Here is a 21,550-nt window from a genome sequence, read left to right as displayed (position 1 = left end):
GTCGTGTTCATGTTCCCGGGACAGGGCTCGCAGTACTACCAGATGGGCAAGGAGCTCTTCGACCGCGACGAGGTGTTCCGCACCTCGCTGCTCCGCTACGACGCCGTGGTGGCCGAGGAGCTCGGCGAGTCGGTGCTCGCGCGGATCCACGACCCGGGGAAGTCCAAGAGCGAACCGCTCGTCGACACCCGGATCACCCACCCGACGATCGTCATGCTGGAACTCGCGCTGGCGGACACCCTGTCGGCGCTGGGGATCACACCGGACCACGTCCTCGGCGTCAGCCTCGGCGAGTACGCGGCGGCCGTCGTCGCGGGCAGCCTCGACCCGGCCGACTGCCTGCGGTTGCTGACGCGACAGGCCGCCGCGCTGCGCGGCAGCCCGCCCGGTGGCATGCTCGCGGTGCTCGCCGAACTCGACGTGCTGGACCGGGTGCCGGCCCTGCGCGCGTGCGAGATCGCCGCCCGTAACTATCCGGGCAACTTCGTGGTCTCGGGTGCGGAGGAGGTGCTGGCCCGCGCGGAGGCCGCGCTGCTCGCCGCGGATGTGCCCTACCTTCGCCTGCCGGTCGAGTACGCCTTCCACTCCCATCTGGTCGACGATGTGCTGGACGAGTGCCGGGACAACTTCGCGGGGGTGGAATTCGCACCGCCCCGGATCCCCTGGATCTCCTGTGTGGACGGCGGGCCGGTGCGGCGGCCGGGCGCGGAACACTTCTGGAACGTCGCCCGGCGGCCGATCGAGTTCGGGCTCGCCATGGAGACGCTGCGGGAGCGGGGCGAGTTCCGCTATCTCGACCTCGGGCCGTCGAGCAGCCTGCACAACTTCGTGCGCTTCCACCTGCCCGAGGGGACGCGCTCCGAATCACTGCCGCTGCTGAACCCGTTCAGCAAGGACACCGAACTGCTGGAAGAGGTCAGGCTGCGCGCGGCACCGACGCGGCAGTCGAGGAAGGTGCACGCAATGAAGGTCTACGGTTTCCCGGGTCAGGGGTCGCAGCGGAGGTTGATGGGCAAGGGGCTGTTCGCCCGGTTCCCCGAGGAGACCGCGACCGCCGACCGCGTGCTCGGCTACTCGATCGAGGAGCTGTGCCTCAAGGACCCGCGGCGCGAACTCGGCCGCACCGAGTTCACCCAGCCCGCGCTCTATGTGGTCGGCGCGCTTTCCTACCTCGCGCACACCGAGGAGGACCCGACGCCGCCGGACTTTCTGATCGGGCACAGCCTCGGCGAGTACGCCGCGCTGTTCGCCGCCGGGGTCTTCGACTTCGAGACCGGACTGCGGCTGGTGCAGCGGCGCGGTGAGCTGATGGCCGCCGCCGGCGGTGGCGCGATGGCCGCGGTGGTCGGGGTCGACGAGGCGGCCGTCACGGGGGTCCTCGACGACGCCGGACTCGACGGTCTGGACCTGGCCAACTACAACGCCATGGACCAGTTCGTCCTCTCCGGCCCCGCCGAGCAGATCGACACGGCCTGTTCCGCCTTCGAGGCCACCGGCGCCCGAACCGTACGGCTCAACGTCAGCGCACCGCTGCACTCCCGGTACATGCGCCCGGCGGCCGAGGCCTTCGGCCGCTTCCTCGACGGATTCACCCTGCGCCCGCCGACGATCCCGGTGCTCGCCAACGTCGACGCCATGCCGTACACCGCCGACACACTCGGCGAGCGGCTGACGGCGCAGATCACCTCGCCGGTGCGCTGGACCGACACGATCCGCAGACTGATGGGCCAGGGCGACTTCGAGTTCGTCGAGCTCGGACCAGGCCAGGTGCTGACCAAGCTGGTCACACGCATCAGGGCCGCGGCCGAACCGCTCCCGATGGCTCCGCGGCCGACGGCCGCCCCGCTGCCGGACGACGCCGCCACGCCCCTGGCCGGTGGCCCATCGGCCGCCGCGACCGCGCCGGCGCGCCGTGCCCCGGAGATCGCCGCCGACGCGCTCGGCGCGGCCGGCTTCCGGGAGCGGTACGGGCTTCGGCGGGCCTACCTGGTGGGGTCGATGTACGGCGGTGTGTCCGGCAGACAGCTGCTCCGCTCCACCGCGAAGGCGGGCCTGCTGGGCTTCCTCGGCACCGGTGGCCTCACCCTCGACGAGGTCGAACGCGAATTGCGCGCGGTGGTCGACGAACTGGGCCCCGGCGGGGCGTTCGGGGTCAATCTGCTCTACCGGCACAGGGCGCCGCAACAGGAGGGCGCGCTGGTCGATCTGCTGCTGCGGCACGGTGCCGACCTGGTCGAGGCGTCCGGATACCCCCTGATCACCGAGGATCTGGTCCGCTTCCGGCTCAAGGGCGGCCGGATCCTGGCGAAGGTGTCCAGGACCGATCTCGCCGCCCAGTTCCTCGCCCCGCCCCCGCAGCCGCTGGTGCGCCGGCTCCTGGAGACGGGAGCGGTCACCGAGCAGGAGGCCGCCGCCGCGGCGGGCCGGCCCATGGCGGACGACCTCTGTGTCGAGGCGGACGGCGGCTGGCTGACCGGCACGGCGGACCTGCTGTCCCTGCTGCCCGCGGTGCTCCGGCTGCGGGACGAGGCGGCCCTGCCGGGCCACCGCGTGCACGTCGGCTGCGCGGGTGGCATCGGCACCCCCGAGGCGGCCGCGGCGGCCTTCCTGATGGGGGCCGACTTCGTGCTCACCGGTTCGGTCAACCAGTGCTCCGTGGAGGCGGCCACCAGCGACCGGGTGAAGGACATCCTCCAGGAGGCGCGGGAGCACGAGGTGGACATCGCCCCGTGGGGCGACCTGTTCGAGGCCGGAGTGCAGGCGCGCTACCTCAAGCGCGGGCTCTTCTTCCCCGCCCGGGCCGCCCGGCTCCACGAGCTGTGGCGCCGGCACGACTCGCTCGCCCAACTCGACGACGACACCAGGGCCCAGGTCCTCGACCGCTATCTGGGCGGTGAGCGGTCCCCGGCCGGGGTGGCGGACGCGGATCCCAAGGCGGCGCTGGCCGAGGTGTTCCGCGGGTACTTCACGCGAGGCCTGCGGCTCGCGGTGACGGGCGACCAGCGGTCCAAGGTCGACTATCTGGTCCACTGCGGCCCGGCGATGGGCGCCTTCAACCAGGCCGTCGCCGGCACCGCACTGCATCCCTGGCGGGCCCGCACCGTCGAGGCCATCGCCGACACCCTCATGGAGGGCGCGGCCGCCCACATCAGCGAGCGGCTGGGACAGCTGGAGCGGATGGCGACCGGACGCACCACGCCCTGATGCCACAGCCCCCTTCACCCAGCTTCACCCAGCCAGGAGATCCCATGACCGCCGTGTCACCGGACGAGTCCGTCGTGTTCAACCCGTTCACGCCGGAGTTCAAGAACGACCCGTACCCGCACTACGCCGAGTTGCGCAGGCATGTGCCGGTGCACGAACACCCGCTGGGCTTCTGGATGCTCAACCGCTACGACGATGTGCACGCCCTGCTGCGCTCGGGGATGTCGGTCGAGCAGGGCCAGGTCGGCCCCGGCCCGTTCCGCAAGACCTACGAGTGGGCGGACGTGCCGATCGAGCCCCGGCTGAAGGGGCTCGCCATGCTGGACCGCGATCCGCCCGGCCACACCCGGCTGCGCAAGCTGGTCTCCAAGGTGTTCACTCCGCGCGCGATCGCGGGCATGGAGCCGCTGATCCTGGACCTCGTCGGCGAGGCGCTGGACGAACTCGCCTGCGAGGGAGGGGGCGACCTCGTGCCCTCGCTGGCGTTCCCGCTGCCGTTCACCGTGATCTCGCGGATGCTCGGGATGCCACCGACCGACGAGGACCGGCTGCGCGACCTCACCGACACGCTGATGCGCTCCGTCGAACCCGTCACCGGCCCCGAGGTGCTGCGCGCCGTCAAGGACGCCGATGTGGAGCTGGCGGCCATGGTCGGCGAGGCGGTCGACTGGAAGCGGCGCAACCCCGCCGACGACCTGCTCACCGCGCTCCTCGCCGCGGAGGAGGACGGGGACGTGCTCAGCAACGACGAGCTCGTCGCCCAGGTCACGCTGCTGTATGTCGCGGGCCACGAGACCACCGTCAACCTGATCTCCAACGGCACCCTCGCGCTGCTGCGCAACCCCGACCAGCTGGAACTGCTGCGCACCAGGCCGGACCTGGAGGACAACGCGGTCGAGGAAATGCTGCGCTACGACGCGGCGGTGCACATCAGCAGGCGCGTCACGCTCGAGCCCTACGAGGTCGGCGGGCATGTGATCCCCGCCCGGTCCTTCGTGCTCGCCAACCTGGGCGCCGCCAACCGGGACGAGGCGTTCTTCGGACCGGACGCGGAAGAGCTGAGGCTGGACCGGCCGAACGCCCGTCGGCACCTCTCCTTCGGCAGCGGCATCCACTTCTGCCTCGGCGCCGCGCTGGCCCGCCTCGAAGGCAAGATCGCCATGGGTGAGCTGGTGCGACGCTTCCCCGGGCTGCGGCTGGACGGCGAGGTCGAATGGAACGACCGGATCAGCCTGCGCGGCCCGGCCAAGCTGCCGGTCCGGCTGTGAGCCCACCGTCCCGACACCCATCCGAACGGAGTTGCTGAACCATATGACCAATCCGACCGAACACCGAGTCGCCATCGTGGGAGCGGGGGTGATGGGCACCGGCATCGCCACCCTGGCGCTCGGCCACGGGATCCCGGTGGTCCTGGTCGACGTCGACGACGGGACACTGGAGACCGCGCGCGGCCGGATCCACCAGCAACTGCGCCACGCCCAGCTGATGGGCGCGCTGCCGGCGGGCCGGGAGCAGGGGGAGCTGACCTGCACGGTGGCGCTCGCGGAGGCCGCGGAGGCGACCGCGGTCATCGAGGCGGTGACCGAGTCGGCCGAGACCAAGGCAAAGGTGTTCGCCGAGCTCTCGGCCGCGGTGCGGCCCGGCACCCCGCTGATCTCCAACACCTCGGGCATCCCCATCGCCGAGATGGCCGGCTGGACCACACGGCCCGAGGACCTGGTCGGCACCCACTTCATGAACCCCTCGTACCTGATCAGGATGGTCGAGGTCAGCCGGGGCCCGCGGACCGCCGACGCCACCGTCGAGGCCGTGGTGGCCCTGCTGACGGCGCTGGGGCGGCGCGCGGTCCTCGTACAGGACGCCGCCGGTTTCGTCACCAGCAGACTCCTCCACCCGATGATCAACGCCGCGGCGCGGATCGTCGAGGAGGGCACTGCCACGGTGGAGGCGGTGGACGAGCTGATGGAGGGATGCCTCGGCCATCCCACCGGCCCGCTGCGCACCGCCGACCTCATCGGGCTCGACAACCTCGTCGACTCCCTCGCCGCGCTGTACGAGCGCACCGGCGAGGACAACTGCAAGCCGTGCGACCTCCTGCTGAGCAAGGTGCGCGACGGCGAGCTCGGCCGCAAGAGCGGCCACGGTTTCTACGACTACGGAAAGGCGATGTCATGACGGACCAGATCACCCCGGACACCATCGAGAAGAACCTGCTGGCCTTCCTGGAGACGAGGACCAAGACCGCGGTCCCCGCGACACAGGACCTGTTCGCCACCGGGCTGGTGTCGTCGATGTTCGCCATGGAGCTCGTCGTCCACCTCGAGCAGAACTTCCAGGTGGCCGTCGTCGGGGCGGACCTCAAGCTGGACAACTTCCGGACCGTGCAGCGGATGACCGAGCTGGTGCTCCGCCTTCGTGACTCGTCCGTGCCGGCCCATGACGCCTGAGCGGTTGGCCGATGAGTACGCGCTCGTCGAACGGCTCGTCGCCGACCGGGCGGACGCGTGGGACCTCGACGGGGAGATCCCCGTCGAGGTGCTGCGCGAGCTGGGCAGCCGCGGTGTGCTGTGCGGCCAGGTCGCCACGGCACACGGCGGCCTCGGCCTGACCAGCCGGGACAACGGCGAGTTCACCGCGTACGTGGGCAGCCGGTGCAGCTCCGTGCGGAGCGTGATGACCTCGCAGGGGATGGCGGCCTGGACCGTTCAGCGGCTCGCGAGCGAACCGCAGGCGCGGCGGCTGCTGCCGGAGCTGACCGGCGGACGGCTCGCCGCGGTCGGATTCAGCGAGCCGGACGCGGGCTCGGACCTGTCGGCCATGTCCACCAGGATCGAGACCACGGGTGACTCCGTGGTCCTCGACGGGCGCAAGGTGTGGGTCACCGCGGCGGGCTACGCGGATCTGCTGATCGTGTTCGGGCAGTGCGACGGCGGCGCGGCCGCCGTCGCCGTCCCGGCCGACGCGCCCGGTGTGCACATCGAGCGGGTGGCCGATCCGCTGGGCTGCCGGGCGGCCGGCCACGCCAACATCCGCTTCGACGCGGTCCGGCTGCCGTCCTCCAGCGTGCTCGGTGGGGTCGGTCTGCCGTTGCCGCTGCTGGTCACCACCGCGCTCGCGTACGGCCGGATGTCGGTCGCCTGGGGGTGTGTCGGCATCCTCCGCGCCTGCCGGAACGCCGCGGCCCGGCACGCCACGACCCGCAGCCAGTTCGGCAAGCCGCTGTCCGAGCACCAGTTGGTCTCGCGCCACCTCGCGGAGCTGTACGTCGCCGAGCAGGTGGCGACCCGGGCCTGCGAGCACGCCAGCGCCTGCTGGGACGCCGGGTCGCCGGACATGGTGGTCGCGACCGTGCTGGCCAAGCACGTGGGCGCCACCAACGCCGCCACCGCCGCCGCCTCGGCGGTGCAGGTGCTGGCGTCGGCGGCCGCCCGGGACGGACACGTGGTCGCGCGGGCCTACCGGGACGCGAAGCTCATGGAGATCATCGAGGGCAGCAACGAGATGTGCCAGCTGATGCTGGCGCAGCACGCCCTCGCCACGGCGGACTGATCGAATCGGGGAGGATCCGTGCAGGACGAGGTGACCATGGTGAAGTGCCTGGTCTGGGACCTGGACAACACGCTCTGGCAGGGCACGCTGCTGGAGGACGACGCGGTGCGGCTGCCGGAGTCGGTGCGGGAGACGATCGTCGCCCTCGACTCCCGCGGCATACTCCAGTCGGTCTCCAGCAAGAACGACCACGACCTGGCCTGGGCGAAGCTGGAGGAGCTCGGGCTCGCCGAGTACTTCGTGCTGCCCCGGATCGGCTGGGGGCCGAAGTCGGAGTCGGTGCGCGAGATCGCCGACCGGCTGCGGTTCGCGCACCGCGCGGTCGCCTTCGTCGACGACCAGCCCGCCGAGCGGGCCGAGGTGACGTTCCACCTGCCCGATGTGCGGTGCTACGGCGCCGACGAGGTGGCGACGCTGACCGAACGGCCGGAGTTCAGCCCGCGGACGGTGACGGTGGACGCCCGGCGGCGCCGCCAGATGTACCAGGCGGGGTTCGAACGGGAGGCGGCGCAGTCCTCGTTCACCGGCCCCACGGAGGAGTTCCTGCGCTCGCTCGACCTGCGGATGCGGATCGAGCGGGCGACCGACGAGCAGTTGCTCCGGGTCGAGGAGCTCACGCTGCGCACCAGCCAGATGAACGCCACCGGGGTGCACTACTCCGACGCCACGCTGCGCGCGCTGCTCGCCGACCCCCACCACGAGGTCCTGGTCGCGTCGTTGACCGACCGCTTCGGGCCGCATGGCGCGATCGGCGTGATGCTGCTGGCGACCCACCCGGGTGCCTGGCACCTGAAGCTGCTGGCGACCTCGTGCCGGGTGGTCTCCTTCGGCGCCGGGGCGGCGATCATCAACTGGCTCACCGACCAGGCCGCGCGCGCCGGAGCGCACCTGGTCGCGGACTTCCGGCCGACCGACCGGAACCGCATGATGGAGATCGCCTACCGGTTCGCCGGCTTCGGCGACGAAGCGTGCGAATGCCTGGCCGCGCTGCCCGACACGGACGTCGAGGGCCTGCGGCGGCTCCACCTGACCGCGGACCGGCGGGAGCCGCACGCGACGATCGACCTGACCGCCCCGGACCTGACCGCGGGGCGCAGCGCCCCCGCGGCCGGCCGGGCGGCGGCCGACGTCAGGGCCGCTTCCGCACCAGCGTGATCCCGTCGGCCATCGGCAGCAAGGAGATATCGGCGCGGTCGTCGTCCCGCAGGGCGGAGTTCAGCTCGCGGACGGCGACCGTGTCGGGGTCCTGAGCGGCCGCGTCGATGACCCGCCCGAAGAAAAGCGTGTTGTCGACCACGATGAGACCACCGGGCCGGAGCAGTTCGAAACACTTCTCGTAATAGGTGCGGTAATTCGCTTTGTCGGCGTCTATGAAGACGAGGTCGAAGACGCCGGCTCCGTCCTCGGCGAGCAATGTCGTCAGCGTTTCCGTGGCATCGCCGATACGGACGTCGATTCGATCGGCCACGCCGGCCCGCTTCCAGTACTCGGTGCCGATGTCGGGCCATTTGGCGCTGATGTCACAGGTGACCAGGCGACCGCCGGAGGGCAGGGCGCGCGCCATGCACAGCGTGCTGTAGCCGGTGAAAGTCCCGATTTCCAGCACATCGCGAGCCCCGGTGATCCCGACCAACAAACCGAGAAGCTGCCCCTCTTCGGCCATGACCTGCATTGCCCGCCCCATGGGCAGTTCGTCGGTCAGCTCGCGCAGTTCGCGCAGCACGTCGTCCTCGCGCAACGACGTTTCCCGGATATAGGACATCAATTCCGATGAGAACTTCAGCTGATCTGCCACGACTTCACGCTACCAGACCCGATCGACGGCGTTGCGTAAAAAGGACGCGGAGCTGGTTGTGAAATCAGGGACGGGGCGCGGGTTCAAATCCCGTCGTCCCGGCGATAGAGTCCATTTCCGGGTTCGGAGGGGGCGATACGGGTGCCGGAGCCAGGACACGGTCAGGGGCAGGGCCCACAACCGCCCGGGAGGCCGGGCGCCCGGCCCGGCTTCGACCAGCGCAAGCGGCTGGTCCTGGCGCTGGAGGCGGTCCCGGTGATGTCCGATCCGGCCGCACGCGCCCAGGTCCTCGGACTGCTCCCGCCCGAGATCCACGCGAGTCTGCCCCGCTCGCCGATCACCCGGGTGGACCTGGTGGGCGTGGTGGAGACCTGTCTGGCCTTTCCCGGCGGTCTCACCCTGCTGTGGCAGGCCGTGGAGACGGTGGACGCCGGGTCGTACGCGCTGGGTGAGTTGGCCGAGATACTGGCCGAGATGCCCGGTTTTGACGCTGGTTGAACGCTGATCCTGGTGGAAAAGGTGTCCGAGACGCGGCTACCCGTCGCTCCGGTGCTGGGACATCATGGGTGAACGGGAGAGGTTTGGCCCGGAATCGGGGAGGTCAGCGCGGGATGGATCGGCCTGGGACCGTGATCGAGTCGGAACTGCTCGATCTGTCGGGCGTCAGTTTTGAGAACCTACGCGTACATCACGGTCTGGAGTGGGATCAGATCGAAGCGCAGCTGCTGCGGAAGCTCTGCGGTTCGGGCGCTTTCGTCGCCGCTGACACCAAGACCAGTTGGAACATGTGACGCCAGTCGGCAGCGGCGGGGAAGATCCTTTCCAGCGGCACCGTCCTTCGACTTCGGCGCGCGCTCCGCGGCACGGGCTTCCCCCGCGCCACTTCGACGCCCTGGCCGCCGGTGGCGGTGGGGCGGCGGTCATCGCCCACCTCTGGGACGCGGAGCGCAGCCATCGGCTGCTTCTGCTGGGGCTGCTCATGGCCATGGCGGCCGACCGTCCGGACGCCATCGGCCCCCTGGACGACCTCGACCACGCCTGGGCACTGCTCAGCGAGGCCGAGCGGCTGAGCCGCGCGGTGACCGACGACCTCCTGCTGCTGCCGGAGACAGGTGCCTGGCTCCAGCACACGCTGCGCCGATTACGTGAGGACGGCGTTCCCCCGGGCGAGGATGCGCCCCTGTGGGTGGACACCGGGCACATGCATCTCATCGCCGCGGCTTCCGCGATACGGACCGGCCTGTCCTTCTCCCTCCGCCTCCCCGCGCGCTCGGGCACGGTCTGGTTTCCCTCGCTGGGCCGCGCCGCCCTCCCCGGTCCAGCGGGTGCGGGGGCCGTACAGGCGGACTTCGACGGTGCCGCGCTGACGCTCCGCCACGGCGGCGAAACGCTCCACGTGGCCTTTCCCTGCCCGAAGACCGCCCCCGGATGGCATCCGCCGACCACGTTCGTCCTCGAACTCCCCGAAGGGCCGCAGGAGGTTCACCTCAGCGACCTCGGCCCGTATCGCCTCCTCCCCGCTGACCCCGCCGCGGAGCACTCACCGTCGCCGGGCGAGCAGGCCGGCCGCTGGGGTGAACTGCTGCGGCGTGCCTGGCCGCTGTTGGGACGTGCCGATCCGCAGGCGGCCGAGGACGTCGCCGCCTGCCTCCGCTCCATCGAGCCGCTGCCCGCGTCGACCCCCTTCCGCTGGCACAGCGCCACCATGGGCGGTGGCATGGGCGGTCTTGCCGCCTCGGAACCGACGGCGGCGGAGCCCGCTGCCGCCGCCCAGTTCGCGGCGATCCTCACGCATGAGACCCAGCACAGCAAACTCAGCGCCTTGATGCATATGTACTCCCTGCACACGCAGGAGAACCGGCCGCGGCTGTACGCGCCGTGGCGGGACGACCCGCGGCCGCTGAACGGGATGTTGCACGGGGTTTACGCCTTCTCCGCCGTGGCCCGGTTCTGGCGCGGGTATGTGCTCGGCGGTGGTGCGCCGCCGGACGAGGCGGCACTGGCCCAGTTCGAGTTCGCCCTGCGCAGGGAGCAGTTGCTGCGGGTGCTGCCTTTGCTGAGCGAGGATCGGGAGCTGACCCGCCTCGGCCGCCGGTTCCTGGGGCAGCTGACCGAGACCGTGTCGGACTGGGCGGACGCCTCCGTCCCCGGGGCGCTGGTGGACGAGGCCGAGCGGGTGGCCGAGGACCACGCCGTGAGCTGGCGGCTGCACCATCTCGCACCCGATCCCTCGCTGGTGGCGGAACTGGTCGACCACTGGATCACCGGCGGCCACACCGGCCGCCCGTTTCCGCGGGTCATCCCCCGGCAAGGCTGCCCGGCGCCCCGCCTGGTGCCGGACCCCGCCGCCAGGAACCTGGACGCCCGGGCCGTCCTCACCCGGATGCGGCTCATGGAACCCGCACTGGCGAAGCTCCAAGCGGACCCCGAGCGCCTTGCCGCGACCGTGGAGGGCGCCAGGCCCGCCGACCTGCTCCTGGTCGCCGGGGATGCCACCGCGGCGAGGGAGCTGTACGCGCTGGAGATCAGCGCCGGACCGGGCCCGGCGCCCGGTGGTGCGGCGGTCTTCCACTCCACCGCCGGCGCCTGGGCGGGCCTGCGGCTCGCGCTGGACTCCTCCGGCGGGCACCGGACGGCCGGCCGAGCGCTGCTTCGGTGCCCGGAGCTGGTCCGTGCGGTGCACCGGGCGATCGGGGAGGCGACGGGAGAGCCCGCGGAGCCCGTCGCGGTCGCCGCATGGATCGGCCGTGCGGCCGAGGCGCCGGCCTGAGGCCGACGCCCGGCTCGCGGCCGGTGGCCTCAGAGCGGCATGGGGTCGGCATCGCAGTTGCCACGCCGCCAGGCCGCCGTGTCGGCGCAGGCGGGGTGGTCTTCGCCGAGTTTGGCCTGGAGCTCCTTGACCGCTGTGGCATGCAGGGTCTCGGCCTTGTCGCTTTGGTGCAGCGCTCTCAGATCACAGGCCAGGTTGCCCATCACGATCAGCGCCGTCGGATGTGTCTCGCCCAGGGTGGCCTTGATCACCTCGAGGTTTTCCTGGTCGAGTTCGGCGGCCGCGGCGGCATCACCTTGCGCGAACATGTCACTGGCCAGATTGGCGGAGGCGATCAGCACATAGGGGTGGGTGTCGCCAAGGGCCGCGCGGGCCCGCCGGAGCGCCGACTCGTTGATGGCGCGCGCGGTGTCCACCTCGTTGAGCAGCCGCAGGGTGATGGCCAGGTCCACATCGGCCGCTGCGGTGTCCGGGTGGTCCTCGCCGAAGACCTCCTCGTAAAGCTCCCTGGTCGACTGCCCCAGCCGCATGGCCTCGTCGAGGGCTCCCGTCTGCCGCAGATCCACGGAGAGGTTGAGGGAGGAGATCAAGGAGTCCGGGCTCCGCTCGCCGTAGCGCTCGGTGAGGGCCTTGCGCACCGGCCTGCTGAGCTCCAGCGCTCCGGGGTGGTCTCCCGCCTTGCGCCGGGAGACCGCCAGCCGTCCCACGGTGCGCAGCGTGTTCGGGTTCATCTCGCCGAACACTCTGCGGAACTTGTCGACCAGCTCCTCGAACATCCGGGCCGCCAGGGCGTATTCGCCCGCCTCCCGCCGGTCGAGCGCCAGCCCCATCTCCGAGAGCAGACTGTCGTACGTCTCCTCGCCGAAGAGCAGCACGGTACGCCGATAGGTCTCCTGGTCGAGCTCCATCGCGCGGTTGAACTCGCCGGAAGCCCGCAGAGCGACGGCCATGTTGTGGGAATGGGTCAGCGTCAGCGGGTCCTCGTCGCCATACGCCCGCACGGCCCGCTCGTACACCTCCTCGGAGATCTCCAGCGATCCCCGGAAGTCGCCCCGGGCACGGCGGTCGGCGGCCACCTGGCCGAGGGTGGAGAGCAGTTCCTCCTCCGCGTCGGTGCCGAGCTCCCGCACCTGTGCCAGCATGCGCTCGCTCAGGTCCGAGGCCTCCTGGTAGCGGCCCATCCGCCACAGCACGTACCACAGATCGCGGCAGAGCAGCAGCGTGTGCTGATCGCCCTCCCCGTACTTCTCCCGCCAGATGTCGTACGCGTGCTGGCCGAAGTCGCGCGCGGCCTCGTGATCGCCCCAGAAGTAGAGGTACTGCGCCAGATTGATGACCATCTGCCGCACGTTCCGGGAGTCCGACTCCACGGCCCTGGAGACCACCACATGCGGATACAGATCGGCGAACCGCCCCCAGTGCTCGGGGTCCTGCGGGTCACGCGGGGCATTGGCGGCGAGCAGCATGTGCGCACCGCGCCGCATGCGCTCCCGCTGCTCCTCGGTCATCCGGGCGATCAGCACGGACTGCACCAGACGGTGCATCTGGATGGAGTTGTTGCGATGGTCGATCTTGGCCAGGGAGTAGCGGTTGATCTCCCGGATGGCGCGGCCCAGCCGCAGCGGGTCGGTCAGCGCCCGGTCCAGGTCCGGAGCGATGGGCTCGACAGCGGCGCCGGAGAACAGCGACCGGGCCACCGGCTCGGAGGCGAAGTACGCACAGATCTGCAGCAGTTGCAGCGCCGCCGGGTTCTTGCTCGCCAGGTGGTCCAGCGAGACGTTCCACGCGGTGGCCACCGTCTGCTCGTAGTGCGTCGGCGGGGACACCGACATCAGCTCGGCCCGCTTCTCCTCGAAGAGCCGCAGATACTCCGCCGCCGGCATCCCGGTCTCCGCCCGCCAGGCCGATGCCTGCTCGACCGCCAGCGGCAGATCGCCGAGGACCGCCGCGAGCTGGTCCGCCTCCGCGTCGGGGAGGTCGGGGTTTCGGCGCTGCAGGAGCTGAATGCTCTCGGAGCGTTTGAACACATCCACCTCCAGCGGATGGGCCAGCGTGTTCCACTGGGGATTGCGGGAGGTGACCAGAATGGACCCGGAAGGACCGCCCGCCGGGCTGCTCGGGAAGAACTCCTGTACCGATTCCGGACTTTCCGCGTTGTCGAACACCAGCAGCCAACTGCCGTAGGGATTCCCGGTGCGCAGCGCCTCCAGGACCGCGGGCACCGCGGTGATGGCCTCACCGGTCACCGGAAGGTGCAGCCGCTGGGCGAGTTCCACCAGCGCCTGGGCGATCTGGGTGGGCCGCTCGGCCGGAATCCACCAGACGACGTCGTATCGGGCGGCATGTCGATAAACGTATTCCAGGGCCAGTTGGGACTTCCCGACACCGCCCATGCCGTGCAGCGCGTGCGGAAGCACCGCGGTCGGGCCGTCACGGAGATCACGTTCCAAACGCTCGAGCAGCGCCTCGCGCCCGGTGAAGACGAGGTTCCGCGGCGGCATGTTCCCCCAGACGGCGGGGCGGGCCGACGGTCCGGAGGAGCCTCGCTCGAGCGACGCGCCCGAATCCGGCGTCGTCGCGCCCTGGGAAACCGCGGTCAAATTCGTACCTCCTCGACGTGCGCCGTCGCCGACACCTCCCTGCTGCGGGGGGACAGGCGTCTCAGGCGTTCCTGGAATATTCACTGTGACAGGGCCTTCGTTGTGTTCGGCAGGGTTGATCTCTCCGCGCGCCGTTGGGGCAATCCTTTGATCCGATGAAGCGCGGACGGTGCGGATGACGTGCTGGATTCGGCGGGCGCGGCGCAAATGGACCCCGGACAGCGCCTCCAGTACGACATGCTCGATTTCTCGGAAATGGAGGTTCTCCCCGGTGACCTCGGGTTCCGGCGGAACATCCCCGCCGCTGAGGTGGACAAGCAGCTCGCGGGCCGCACCGCTGTGCGGCGCCAGGAACTCCGCGGCGATCCTCGACGCCATTTCCGTCGCCTGCCGGGTGCTCGAGGCGAGCAGCTCCTCACGCACTCCCTGGCCGAGGAGAAAAGAACTCCCGCCGCTCTCGGGGACGGGCTCGACAAGACCGCTCATAAAGAATTCAGCCAGATGGGCCGGACCCGTTCGAGGCAGCGTACGGCGCTGAACGGCGTAAATGACGGGAAGGTCGAGCGGCACCGCGGCGAGCCGGGTGGCCAGGGAGAAGGCCTCCTGCGAGGCCCACACCCGGAAGCGGGCGACGCGCTCCGCGGCGCCGGCCGGGGGCCCGGTGTGCTCCGGCCGTGGGGAGGGAGCCCCGGATCGGCGCGGGGGCACGAGGAGCGCGGCCACCTCGGTCCAGCGCGGTCCCTCGCCGGCGATGAAGCGGGCCCAGGGTGCGATCCACTCGTCGGCGACCTCCAGGACGGGCACCGGTACCGGGCGCCGGCCGCCCGGCCCTTCCGTGACGGGCCCCGCGAGGTGGGCCTCGGTGAACTCCCAGTCCATCCGCGCGCTCCCGGCCCAGGGGCCGGAGGCGCGCAGCCGGACCCGCCGCGGGTCGAGGGCGGTGCGGTGCCACAGCCGCTGCGGGAGCGTCTGCAGTACGGCCACGGGCTGATGCCGGCCCCATATGGCCAGCGCCTCCTGGACGGCGCCCACGCGCCACGCGGGGGCGAGGCCGTCGGTGAGGACGAGCACGATCCGGCGCCCGGTGGGATCGGCCAGGCTCCTCGGGGGCTGGGGCCTCGACCGGCGGTTCGGGCCCAGCAGCACGACCCCGCCCGGGCGGTCGAAGCGGGTGTCCATGAAGCACAGCCGCAGATCGCGGAAGCCGCCGTGGTGGCGCAGCGCCGCCATGAAGCGCCGGGCGAGAGCGGCCCAGAGCGTCATCTGCGGGCCCGCGTCCACCACCAGGACCGCGTCCCAGCGGCGCTCGGCGCCCGGCCCCATCGCGGGGGGCAGCCCCGGGGCCTCGGCCAGCCGCTCGGCCGTCGCCTCCTCGTCCAGCTCCTGGTGGCGCGTCGAACGCGTCCACTGGCGCAGGGGGCGTAACGCGGACGCCACCTGGGCCGTGGAGAGGCCGTCGACGGCCCCGGGGCGTGGCGAGACCCGCGGCCGGCGAGTACGGTCGGCGGACAAGCGGGCCGATCGCGTGGGCGCGGGGTCATCGGCGGGAGGGGCCACAGGGGATCGCGGCGGCCCGGACTGTGGAAGGCCCTCCGGTAACCGCCCCTGTGGAGCGCTGCCGTCGCTCGTCGGCGATGTGGTGGGTGGTGCGGCCGGCGGTCCGGCGTCCGGCCGGGGGATCTCGGGCTCCGGTGTCGGCGCGGCGGGCCGCTGCTCCCCGGGCGCCGGTGGCTCATGGGTTTCCGGCGGAGTCTCGGATCGCGACGGCCCGGCCAGCTCCGGGTGGTGTCGGGCCAGCCACAGCGCGTCCGCCACCTCCCACCACCGCAGCCCGGCGACCGGCAGGCGTCCGTGGTCCGGGGAGGTGGCAGGGCCGTCAGCCGCACCGTCCGCCCCGGACCGCTCGGGAACCGGCGGACGTTCAGGCACCCGGTTCCGCCCCGTCGGCGCGTACGTCGGTACTCAGGGGATGCCAGATCGCGCTGAGCAGGGCCTGCCACTCGGCGTCGTCGCCCTCGGCAGGGGTGTACGCGCCGGAGGTCGCCAGATGGGCGGCGTTGAGCAGCTGATCCGCCGCCAGGCCGTGCACCTGCTCGCTGCGTGTCATGAAGTCCCGGACCAGCCTGTCGTGCATGTCGCCCAACTGGTCGGCGAAGTGAGCGGCGACCAGCTCGCCCAGTGCCTCCGGGCCCGGGTCCGGTATATCGAATCGAAGGCTGCGGCGCATAAACGCCTCCGGGAACTCGCGCTCCCCGTTCGAGGTCATGATGACCAGAGGGAATGACCGAGTGGTCACGAGGCCTTCCGTAATGGGGGCGGTTCTGCCCGGATCCGCGGTGTGGACGATCACTTCGGGCGACCGGCGCTTCACCCGTACGAGTGGGGGCACCGAGTACCAGCCGTCCTCGAAGAGCGTGAGCAAGTCGTTCGGGAGGTCGGCGTCGCCCTTGTCGAGCTCATCGATGAGCAGGACCCTCGGCAGGCGATGGGGGAGCAGCGCGGTGCCCAGCGGGCCGAGCTGGATGAACTCGCCGATGTCCACCCGGGCTTCGTCACCGGAAGCCGGGTCGCCCCCGTCCGGGCCGTCCGCCGGACCGCTGTGCTGCCGTGCCGCGTACCAGGCCTGGCCCGCCTGGGCGCGGCCGATCACATCGTATTCGAACAGACCCGAGGCGAGGGTCGTCCGGGAGGTGATGGGCCACTGGAGCACCCGGCCCAGCCTCAGCTCACGGGCGATGCGATAGGCGAGGGTGGACTTGCCCACCCCGGGGCGGCCTGTGACCAGCAGCGGACGCCGTAGCAGGATCGCCGCGTTGACCAGACGGACTTCCTCGGCCGAGGGCCTGCGCACCGCGCCGACGGGGCCGAGCCGCCGGTCTGCCTCGTCGTCGTCGGGCGGCTGGGGCAGACACGGACCGCCGTGGAAGGTCCGCCAGCGCGGCCCCTCCGGCCACTGGCGCTCCTCGTACGGGACGTCGGGCAGCACCGCTCCCGTCCCCTGGTACCGGACCGCGGCCGTGGCGGGCGGCACGTCGGCCGCTCCGCTCCGCTCGGGCGTGTTCAATCGATCCCCCCTACGAAGGTGGCGGGAGCACACGGCCCACCGTCCAGGAGCAGTTCGGGGTTGTCCCAGATCACGCTGAGATCCCTGACCGGGTCATCCTGCGAACCGATTCCACCTGCGGCGCAGTCGCTCTTCCACTGTCTCGCACGCTCGGGAAGCTTCGACAGACCGTCCTCGGCCAGTCCTTCGCGGACCACGCTGCGAAAGGCCTCCGACAGGCTGTCCGCACGATGGTGGATCAGTACGGGGACTCCGAGGTCGAGCCCGAGCCGCAGCTCGCGCAGCCCCATCCCGCTTCTCGGCCTCGGGGGCTCACTGAGCACCATCGCCACCACCTCGTCCCGCCGCCCGATCCGCGCGTCCAGCAGCGCGAGGTGTTCGTCGGCCGAGCGCCCCTCGGCGTCGCACCAGTGGACGTCCGCCTGCTCGGGCCGGCTCCTCCACCGGGCCCAGCGCATACGCCAGGCGTGGTGGAGCTCGCGCCGCTGCACTCGCTCGAGACTGTGGATGAATATTTCGTGGTACTTGCTCAAAATCGGGTTGGCATAGCCCAGTTGGGGATTCCGATTCCACCACTCGACGGGCTCGTTCAGCAGCTCCGTGGGTAAAAAGAACTCCAACACCACTTCTTCGGCGCGCGACTGCCACAGCTCCGCCATCCGGGTCAGCAGCTCCGCGACCGCGACGGGAATCCTGCTGCGTGTCACCAGTTCGCGGGGCTCGCCCTGCGGCTCCCGGTGCAGCCCGGAGGACTCGGTGTATCTCACCCGGGCGGCAAGTCTGTAACGCGCCTCTCGACGGCCCTGCTTCCGCCCCTTGGCGTCCACCGGGGTCAGATCGGGCACCACCTTGACGAACAGCCTGATCACCGGGCGCTCCGGTTCGCCGTCCAGCCCGTCCGCGCTCCGTCCGCCCCAGGGCAGGACATCGGCCGTACGGCCACCGGTCGGCCCCGCGCGCATCGCGATCAGCCCCTCCTCGCCGTCGGCGAGACCCCACTCATGGGCGAAGTGCTCGTTCCAGGCGTACAACTCGCCGACCGAGGACGCCAGATCGGAGTGGAGGGCAAGGCGCTCCAGCAGCACCATGCTGGGCGGCAGCCCCCCGGGCGGGGTGTTGCGGCAGGCCAGATGGAGGAAGGCGTGCCAGGCGGTGGTGCAGTGGGGAGGGAGCCGGAACCGGTCCCCGCAGACCTCGGCGACGATCGCGTTCAACTCCGGGATACCGATGTCGAGCGCCTGCCGCAGCGCCGACCAGTCGCGCCCCCGGTACAGATCGGCCGCGTTCCACTCGTCGACCAGGGGCCGCAGCCGGTGGGGGAGCGCCGGGGCCACGAAGCCGGTGATCTCCAACAGCGCCTCAAGGCCCCCGGGGAGGTCGCCGCAGGCGCGCACCGCCTCGAAGAACTCCTGATGAGGGGTCGGATAGGGCTCCAGCTCCAGCCCGCCGAACGCCTCGGACAGCTCACGCCGCCACTGATGCCGCCCTCGGGCGTCGGCCAGTGCCGCTGACTCTCCCAGGACATTCACCATCTCCCCCAGCACCCGGCGCCGCGCACGGTTTTCCGAGAACCGCTCCGACACGTGCGTCCCCCCTCGCACCCGACGAACGCGTCCTCGCATCGCGCTCGTTCGGCATACCCATCGTCACGAGCGTTTAGCGTAGAGGCATAATCGGCTGGTTGGGCGCGATCCGTGTATGAATCACACGGACCCGGGACGTCGAGCCGGATTCCGGTACGGGGTGATGGCGGCGATTCCTCGAACCGGCCCGCCGGCACCTCACCGATCAGGTGGCGCCCGGCGGCGGGCGGGGCCCACAGCTCCGCGGGCGCCGAGACGCCCCCCGGCACGCGGCAGCGGTCACGGCGACCGGGTGTTACTTCACGAAGTCCGAGACGACCCGGGCCGGCCAGGTGCCCACGGTGAGCATGCCGGCCGCGTACGCACGGGAGATCAGGGCGGCGCGGTTGCGGGCCTTCATCTTCCGGAGCATCGAGCCCACGTGGTACTCGACGCCCTGCCTGCTGAGGTAGAGGTTGGAGGCCATCTGGATGGTCGAGGCACCGGTGGCCACGCCTTCCAGAATCCGGGCCTCCAGCGGCGAGAGCAGCAGACGGCGCTGGGTGCCGGGTTCGTGCTGCGGTGTCTGGTTGTCCGGCTTGACGAGGACGACGATGGCGGACAGCCCGTCCGACGAGCCCTGGACGGCGGTGGCGGTCAGCACGCCCGAGAACGGGTTTCCGCTCGAGCGGTGTCCCACGATCCGTTCGGTGAACCGGGTCCGCCGGCCGTCGTGCAGCCGCAGGAAGTGTTCCCGGAGGACGGCGGGCGAGCTGGGCCGCAACAACTCGAACAGGTTACGGCCACACAGCTCCGCCGAGGAGCCGGCGAAGCAGCGGAAGAAGTCATCGTTGCCCGCCTGGACCCGCAGATCCGGGTCGAGGGTGGCCATGCCGGTGCCGTGCTCGCCCGGGGACACCCGGATCCGGATCCCGTCGTCACTCTGACCGGAGGCCGAGGAAGTCACCGGGATGGTGTGGGGGAGGGTCAAGAGGAGTCACCTCTTTCGGTCGTATGAGCGACGACGCGAGGGACGTGGCCCATGAAATGCTGAGGGCGCCGACCTGTTATGCGGCCTCGCCGACGTCAATTTGGCCATGCTTTGAGTTGGCGCTTTGAGTTGGCTTCCGTGACAGCTGTGCGGTCACGATTCTTGCTGCCCCCGTGAACGTCAACCCGTCGTGCTGCCAAAGGCTCCAGTGACGGGTGTTAGGTTCAGTTCCAAGTGTATATCGGAACCGTACTCCCTTCCGCTGCCCGTATCTCGCATTGTGGTGACCGTTCTTGCCCGATTGACCGCGTCGGTCACCGGGACGGGCGGCTAGCCCATGGGGTGTGGAGTGTAAGAGGGAGGCGTGATCGAGGCGTGCCGGGAGTCTCGGTGCATGGACCGGAACATGGTCGCCGACGGGTCATGAACCGGCCGGTATCCCCTTGCTACCTGCGAAGACATGGATGACGTCGAACCCGGCCCGATGCCCCAAGTCTCGGAAATCCCCTAGCGTATTCCCGCTTCCTTGACATCATTCCGGAGCGGCTGTGAAGGTTGAGCTAGACAACCTCGCATTCGGATCCGGGCAGCCGACCCACGGCCATTGCGGGTGTGCCTCATGCAGTGGAATGCGTCGAATTCCCTGTGCCGCCCACTGCGCGAAAAAACCACTCGACGGTCTTTCCGTGGTCGTGGAAGGGATCCTTCATGTCCAAACGTGCACTGATCACCGGAATTACCGGCCAGGACGGATCGTATCTGGCCGAACACCTCCTTGCACAAGGGTATCGAGTCTGGGGGCTGATCAGAGGCCAGGCCAATCCGAGGAAACTGCGGATCAGTCGGCTGGCCTCGGATGTCACCTTCGTCGACGGCGATCTGATGGACCAGGCGAGCCTGGTGGCGGCCGTCGACGCGGTGCAGCCGGACGAGGTGTACAACCTCGGCGCCATTTCGTTCGTGCCGATGTCCTGGCAGCAGTCCGAACTGGTCACCGAGGTCAATGCCATGGGCGTGCTGCGGATGCTGGAGGCGATCCGCATGGTGAGCGGGCTGGACAAGTCCCGTGGCGGCGGAGGCCGCGGAGGGATCCGCTTCTATCAGGCGTCCTCGTCGGAGATGTTCGGGAAGGTCACCGAGACGCCGCAGCGGGAGACCACGATCTTCCATCCCCGCAGCCCCTACGGCGCGGCCAAGGCGTACGGGCACTTCATCACCCGCAACTACCGCGAGTCCTTCGGGATGTACGCCGTCTCCGGGATGCTGTTCAACCATGAATCGCCACGCCGTGGCGCGGAGTTCGTGACCAGGAAGATCTCGCTGGCGGTGGCGCAGATCAAACTCGGGCTCCAGGACAAGCTCTTCCTGGGCAACCTGGACGCGGTGCGCGACTGGGGGTTCGCCGGGGACTACGTCCGGGCGATGCACCTGATGCTGCAGCAGGACGAGCCATCCGACTATGTGGTGGGCACCGGTCGTATCCATTCGGTGCGCGACGCCGTGCGCATGGCCTTCGAAAGCGTGGACCTGGACTGGGAGGACTACGTGGCCATCGACCCGACCCTGGTCCGCCCGGCCGAGGTGGAGACGCTGTGCGCCGACAGCACACGGGCCCGCACCGAACTGGGCTGGGAGCCGACCGTGGACTTCCGTGAACTGATGAACATGATGGTGGAGTCCGACCTCCGCCAGGCCTCCCGTGAACGCGACTACGGCGATCTCCTCTCGGCCACGAGCTGGTGAATCCGCCCGCACAGTTGCCCGGTGGCGTGTCCAAACGCCACCGGGCACTGTTGTTTTCCCCCGTGGTTTCCTCCCAATCCCGGGTTTTCCCTGGTGTTCTCGCGTGTTCCGTTGTGCTCCCCGGCCACCGGGGCGAGGGACTAGGGGTTTCCTCGCGGGCCCGTGATGACACTGGGCTGGGGGAGCCCCGGACCGCCATCACACGCGGCCACCCCATGGGGCCGCCGGCCGCCGTTTCCCGAGTGGGGGGAAACGGCCGGTCGGGCCCCGGT

The 21,550-nt window shown here is 70.6% G+C and carries 15 protein-coding genes; 10 read left to right on the top strand and 5 right to left on the bottom strand.

Annotated features, from left to right (window positions below; translation table 11 throughout):
* Positions 1–9 precede the first annotated feature (9 nt).
* The 6 genes from fabD to ACFZDL_RS30685 are packed head-to-tail and all read left to right on the top strand — an operon-like array spanning position 10 to position 7,908.
* Positions 10–3,204: an ACP S-malonyltransferase gene (gene fabD, locus ACFZDL_RS30710; RefSeq protein WP_391193052.1), complete on the top strand. Its 3,195-nt coding sequence runs from the start codon at positions 10–12 to the stop codon at positions 3,202–3,204.
* A gap of 44 nt (positions 3,205–3,248) precedes the next feature.
* Positions 3,249–4,472, top strand: coding sequence for a cytochrome P450 (locus ACFZDL_RS30705; protein ID WP_353595007.1), 1,224 nt, complete (start codon positions 3,249–3,251; stop codon positions 4,470–4,472).
* Between the two features lie 43 nt (positions 4,473–4,515).
* Complete coding sequence (locus tag ACFZDL_RS30700; protein WP_353595008.1) at positions 4,516–5,379, top strand: 3-hydroxyacyl-CoA dehydrogenase family protein; 864 nt, start codon at positions 4,516–4,518, stop codon at positions 5,377–5,379.
* Positions 5,376–5,651 (top strand): phosphopantetheine-binding protein, encoded by a 276-nt coding sequence (locus tag ACFZDL_RS30695; RefSeq protein WP_353595010.1) that lies wholly within the window; start codon positions 5,376–5,378, stop codon positions 5,649–5,651. Before ACFZDL_RS30700 ends, ACFZDL_RS30695 begins: the two co-directional genes overlap by 4 nt.
* Entirely contained in the window at positions 5,641–6,753 is a 1,113-nt protein-coding gene (locus ACFZDL_RS30690) for an acyl-CoA dehydrogenase family protein (protein ID WP_353595011.1), read from the top strand. Before ACFZDL_RS30695 ends, ACFZDL_RS30690 begins: the two co-directional genes overlap by 11 nt.
* Before the next feature lie 36 nt (positions 6,754–6,789).
* Positions 6,790–7,908 (top strand): HAD-IIIC family phosphatase, encoded by a 1,119-nt coding sequence (locus ACFZDL_RS30685; RefSeq protein ID WP_353595029.1) that lies wholly within the window; start codon positions 6,790–6,792, stop codon positions 7,906–7,908.
* On the opposite strand, the gene ACFZDL_RS30680 is transcribed toward ACFZDL_RS30685, so the two are convergent.
* Complete coding sequence (locus tag ACFZDL_RS30680) at positions 7,883–8,548, bottom strand: class I SAM-dependent methyltransferase (RefSeq protein ID WP_353595012.1); 666 nt, start codon at positions 8,546–8,548, stop codon at positions 7,883–7,885. The two genes, ACFZDL_RS30685 and ACFZDL_RS30680, sit on opposite strands and share 26 nt — an antisense overlap.
* Before the next feature lie 141 nt (positions 8,549–8,689).
* Between ACFZDL_RS30680 and ACFZDL_RS30675 the strand changes: the two genes are divergently transcribed.
* The 3 genes from ACFZDL_RS30675 (at position 8,690) to ACFZDL_RS30665 (ending at position 11,318) form a co-directional block, all read left to right on the top strand.
* On the top strand, positions 8,690–9,046 hold the full coding sequence (locus tag ACFZDL_RS30675) for a hypothetical protein (RefSeq protein WP_353595014.1): 357 nt from the start codon (positions 8,690–8,692) through the stop codon (positions 9,044–9,046).
* 131 nt (positions 9,047–9,177) lie between these two features.
* A complete protein-coding gene (locus ACFZDL_RS30670) occupies positions 9,178–9,339 on the top strand; it encodes a hypothetical protein (RefSeq protein ID WP_353595015.1) in 162 nt (53 codons plus the stop codon).
* Positions 9,336–11,318, top strand: coding sequence for an HEXXH motif domain-containing protein (locus ACFZDL_RS30665; RefSeq protein WP_353595031.1), 1,983 nt, complete (start codon positions 9,336–9,338; stop codon positions 11,316–11,318). The genes ACFZDL_RS30670 and ACFZDL_RS30665 overlap by 4 nt, the downstream gene beginning before the upstream one ends.
* Positions 11,319–11,347: 29 nt before the next feature.
* On the opposite strand, the gene fxsT is transcribed toward ACFZDL_RS30665, so the two are convergent.
* The 4 genes from fxsT to ACFZDL_RS30645 all read right to left on the bottom strand — a co-directional run bounded on the left by fxsT (position 11,348) and on the right by ACFZDL_RS30645 (position 19,535).
* Complete coding sequence (gene fxsT / locus ACFZDL_RS30660; RefSeq protein WP_391193050.1) at positions 11,348–15,733, bottom strand: FxSxx-COOH system tetratricopeptide repeat protein; 4,386 nt, start codon at positions 15,731–15,733, stop codon at positions 11,348–11,350.
* Positions 15,734–15,839: 106 nt separating this feature from the next.
* Positions 15,840–16,982, bottom strand: a complete 1,143-nt coding sequence (locus tag ACFZDL_RS30655; protein WP_353595017.1) for a MoxR family ATPase — start codon at positions 16,980–16,982, stop codon at positions 15,840–15,842.
* Entirely contained in the window at positions 16,979–18,565 is a 1,587-nt protein-coding gene (locus ACFZDL_RS30650; RefSeq protein WP_353595018.1) for a hypothetical protein, read from the bottom strand. Before ACFZDL_RS30650 ends, ACFZDL_RS30655 begins: the two co-directional genes overlap by 4 nt.
* A 295-nt stretch (positions 18,566–18,860) precedes the next feature.
* A complete protein-coding gene (locus ACFZDL_RS30645) occupies positions 18,861–19,535 on the bottom strand; it encodes a LuxR C-terminal-related transcriptional regulator (protein ID WP_353595020.1) in 675 nt (224 codons plus the stop codon).
* Between the two features lie 708 nt (positions 19,536–20,243).
* On the opposite strand from ACFZDL_RS30645, the gene ACFZDL_RS30640 reads away from it, so the two are divergent.
* Complete coding sequence (locus tag ACFZDL_RS30640) at positions 20,244–21,278, top strand: GDP-mannose 4,6-dehydratase (RefSeq protein WP_353595021.1); 1,035 nt, start codon at positions 20,244–20,246, stop codon at positions 21,276–21,278.
* Positions 21,279–21,550 lie beyond the last annotated feature (272 nt).

Origin of the sequence: Streptomyces sp. NPDC007917, assembly GCF_042959105.1 — a bacterium.
GTDB lineage: Bacteria > Actinomycetota > Actinomycetes > Streptomycetales > Streptomycetaceae > Streptomyces.
Note: the sequence above shows the minus strand (reverse complement) of the source record. Positions and strands in the feature narration are given on the sequence as shown.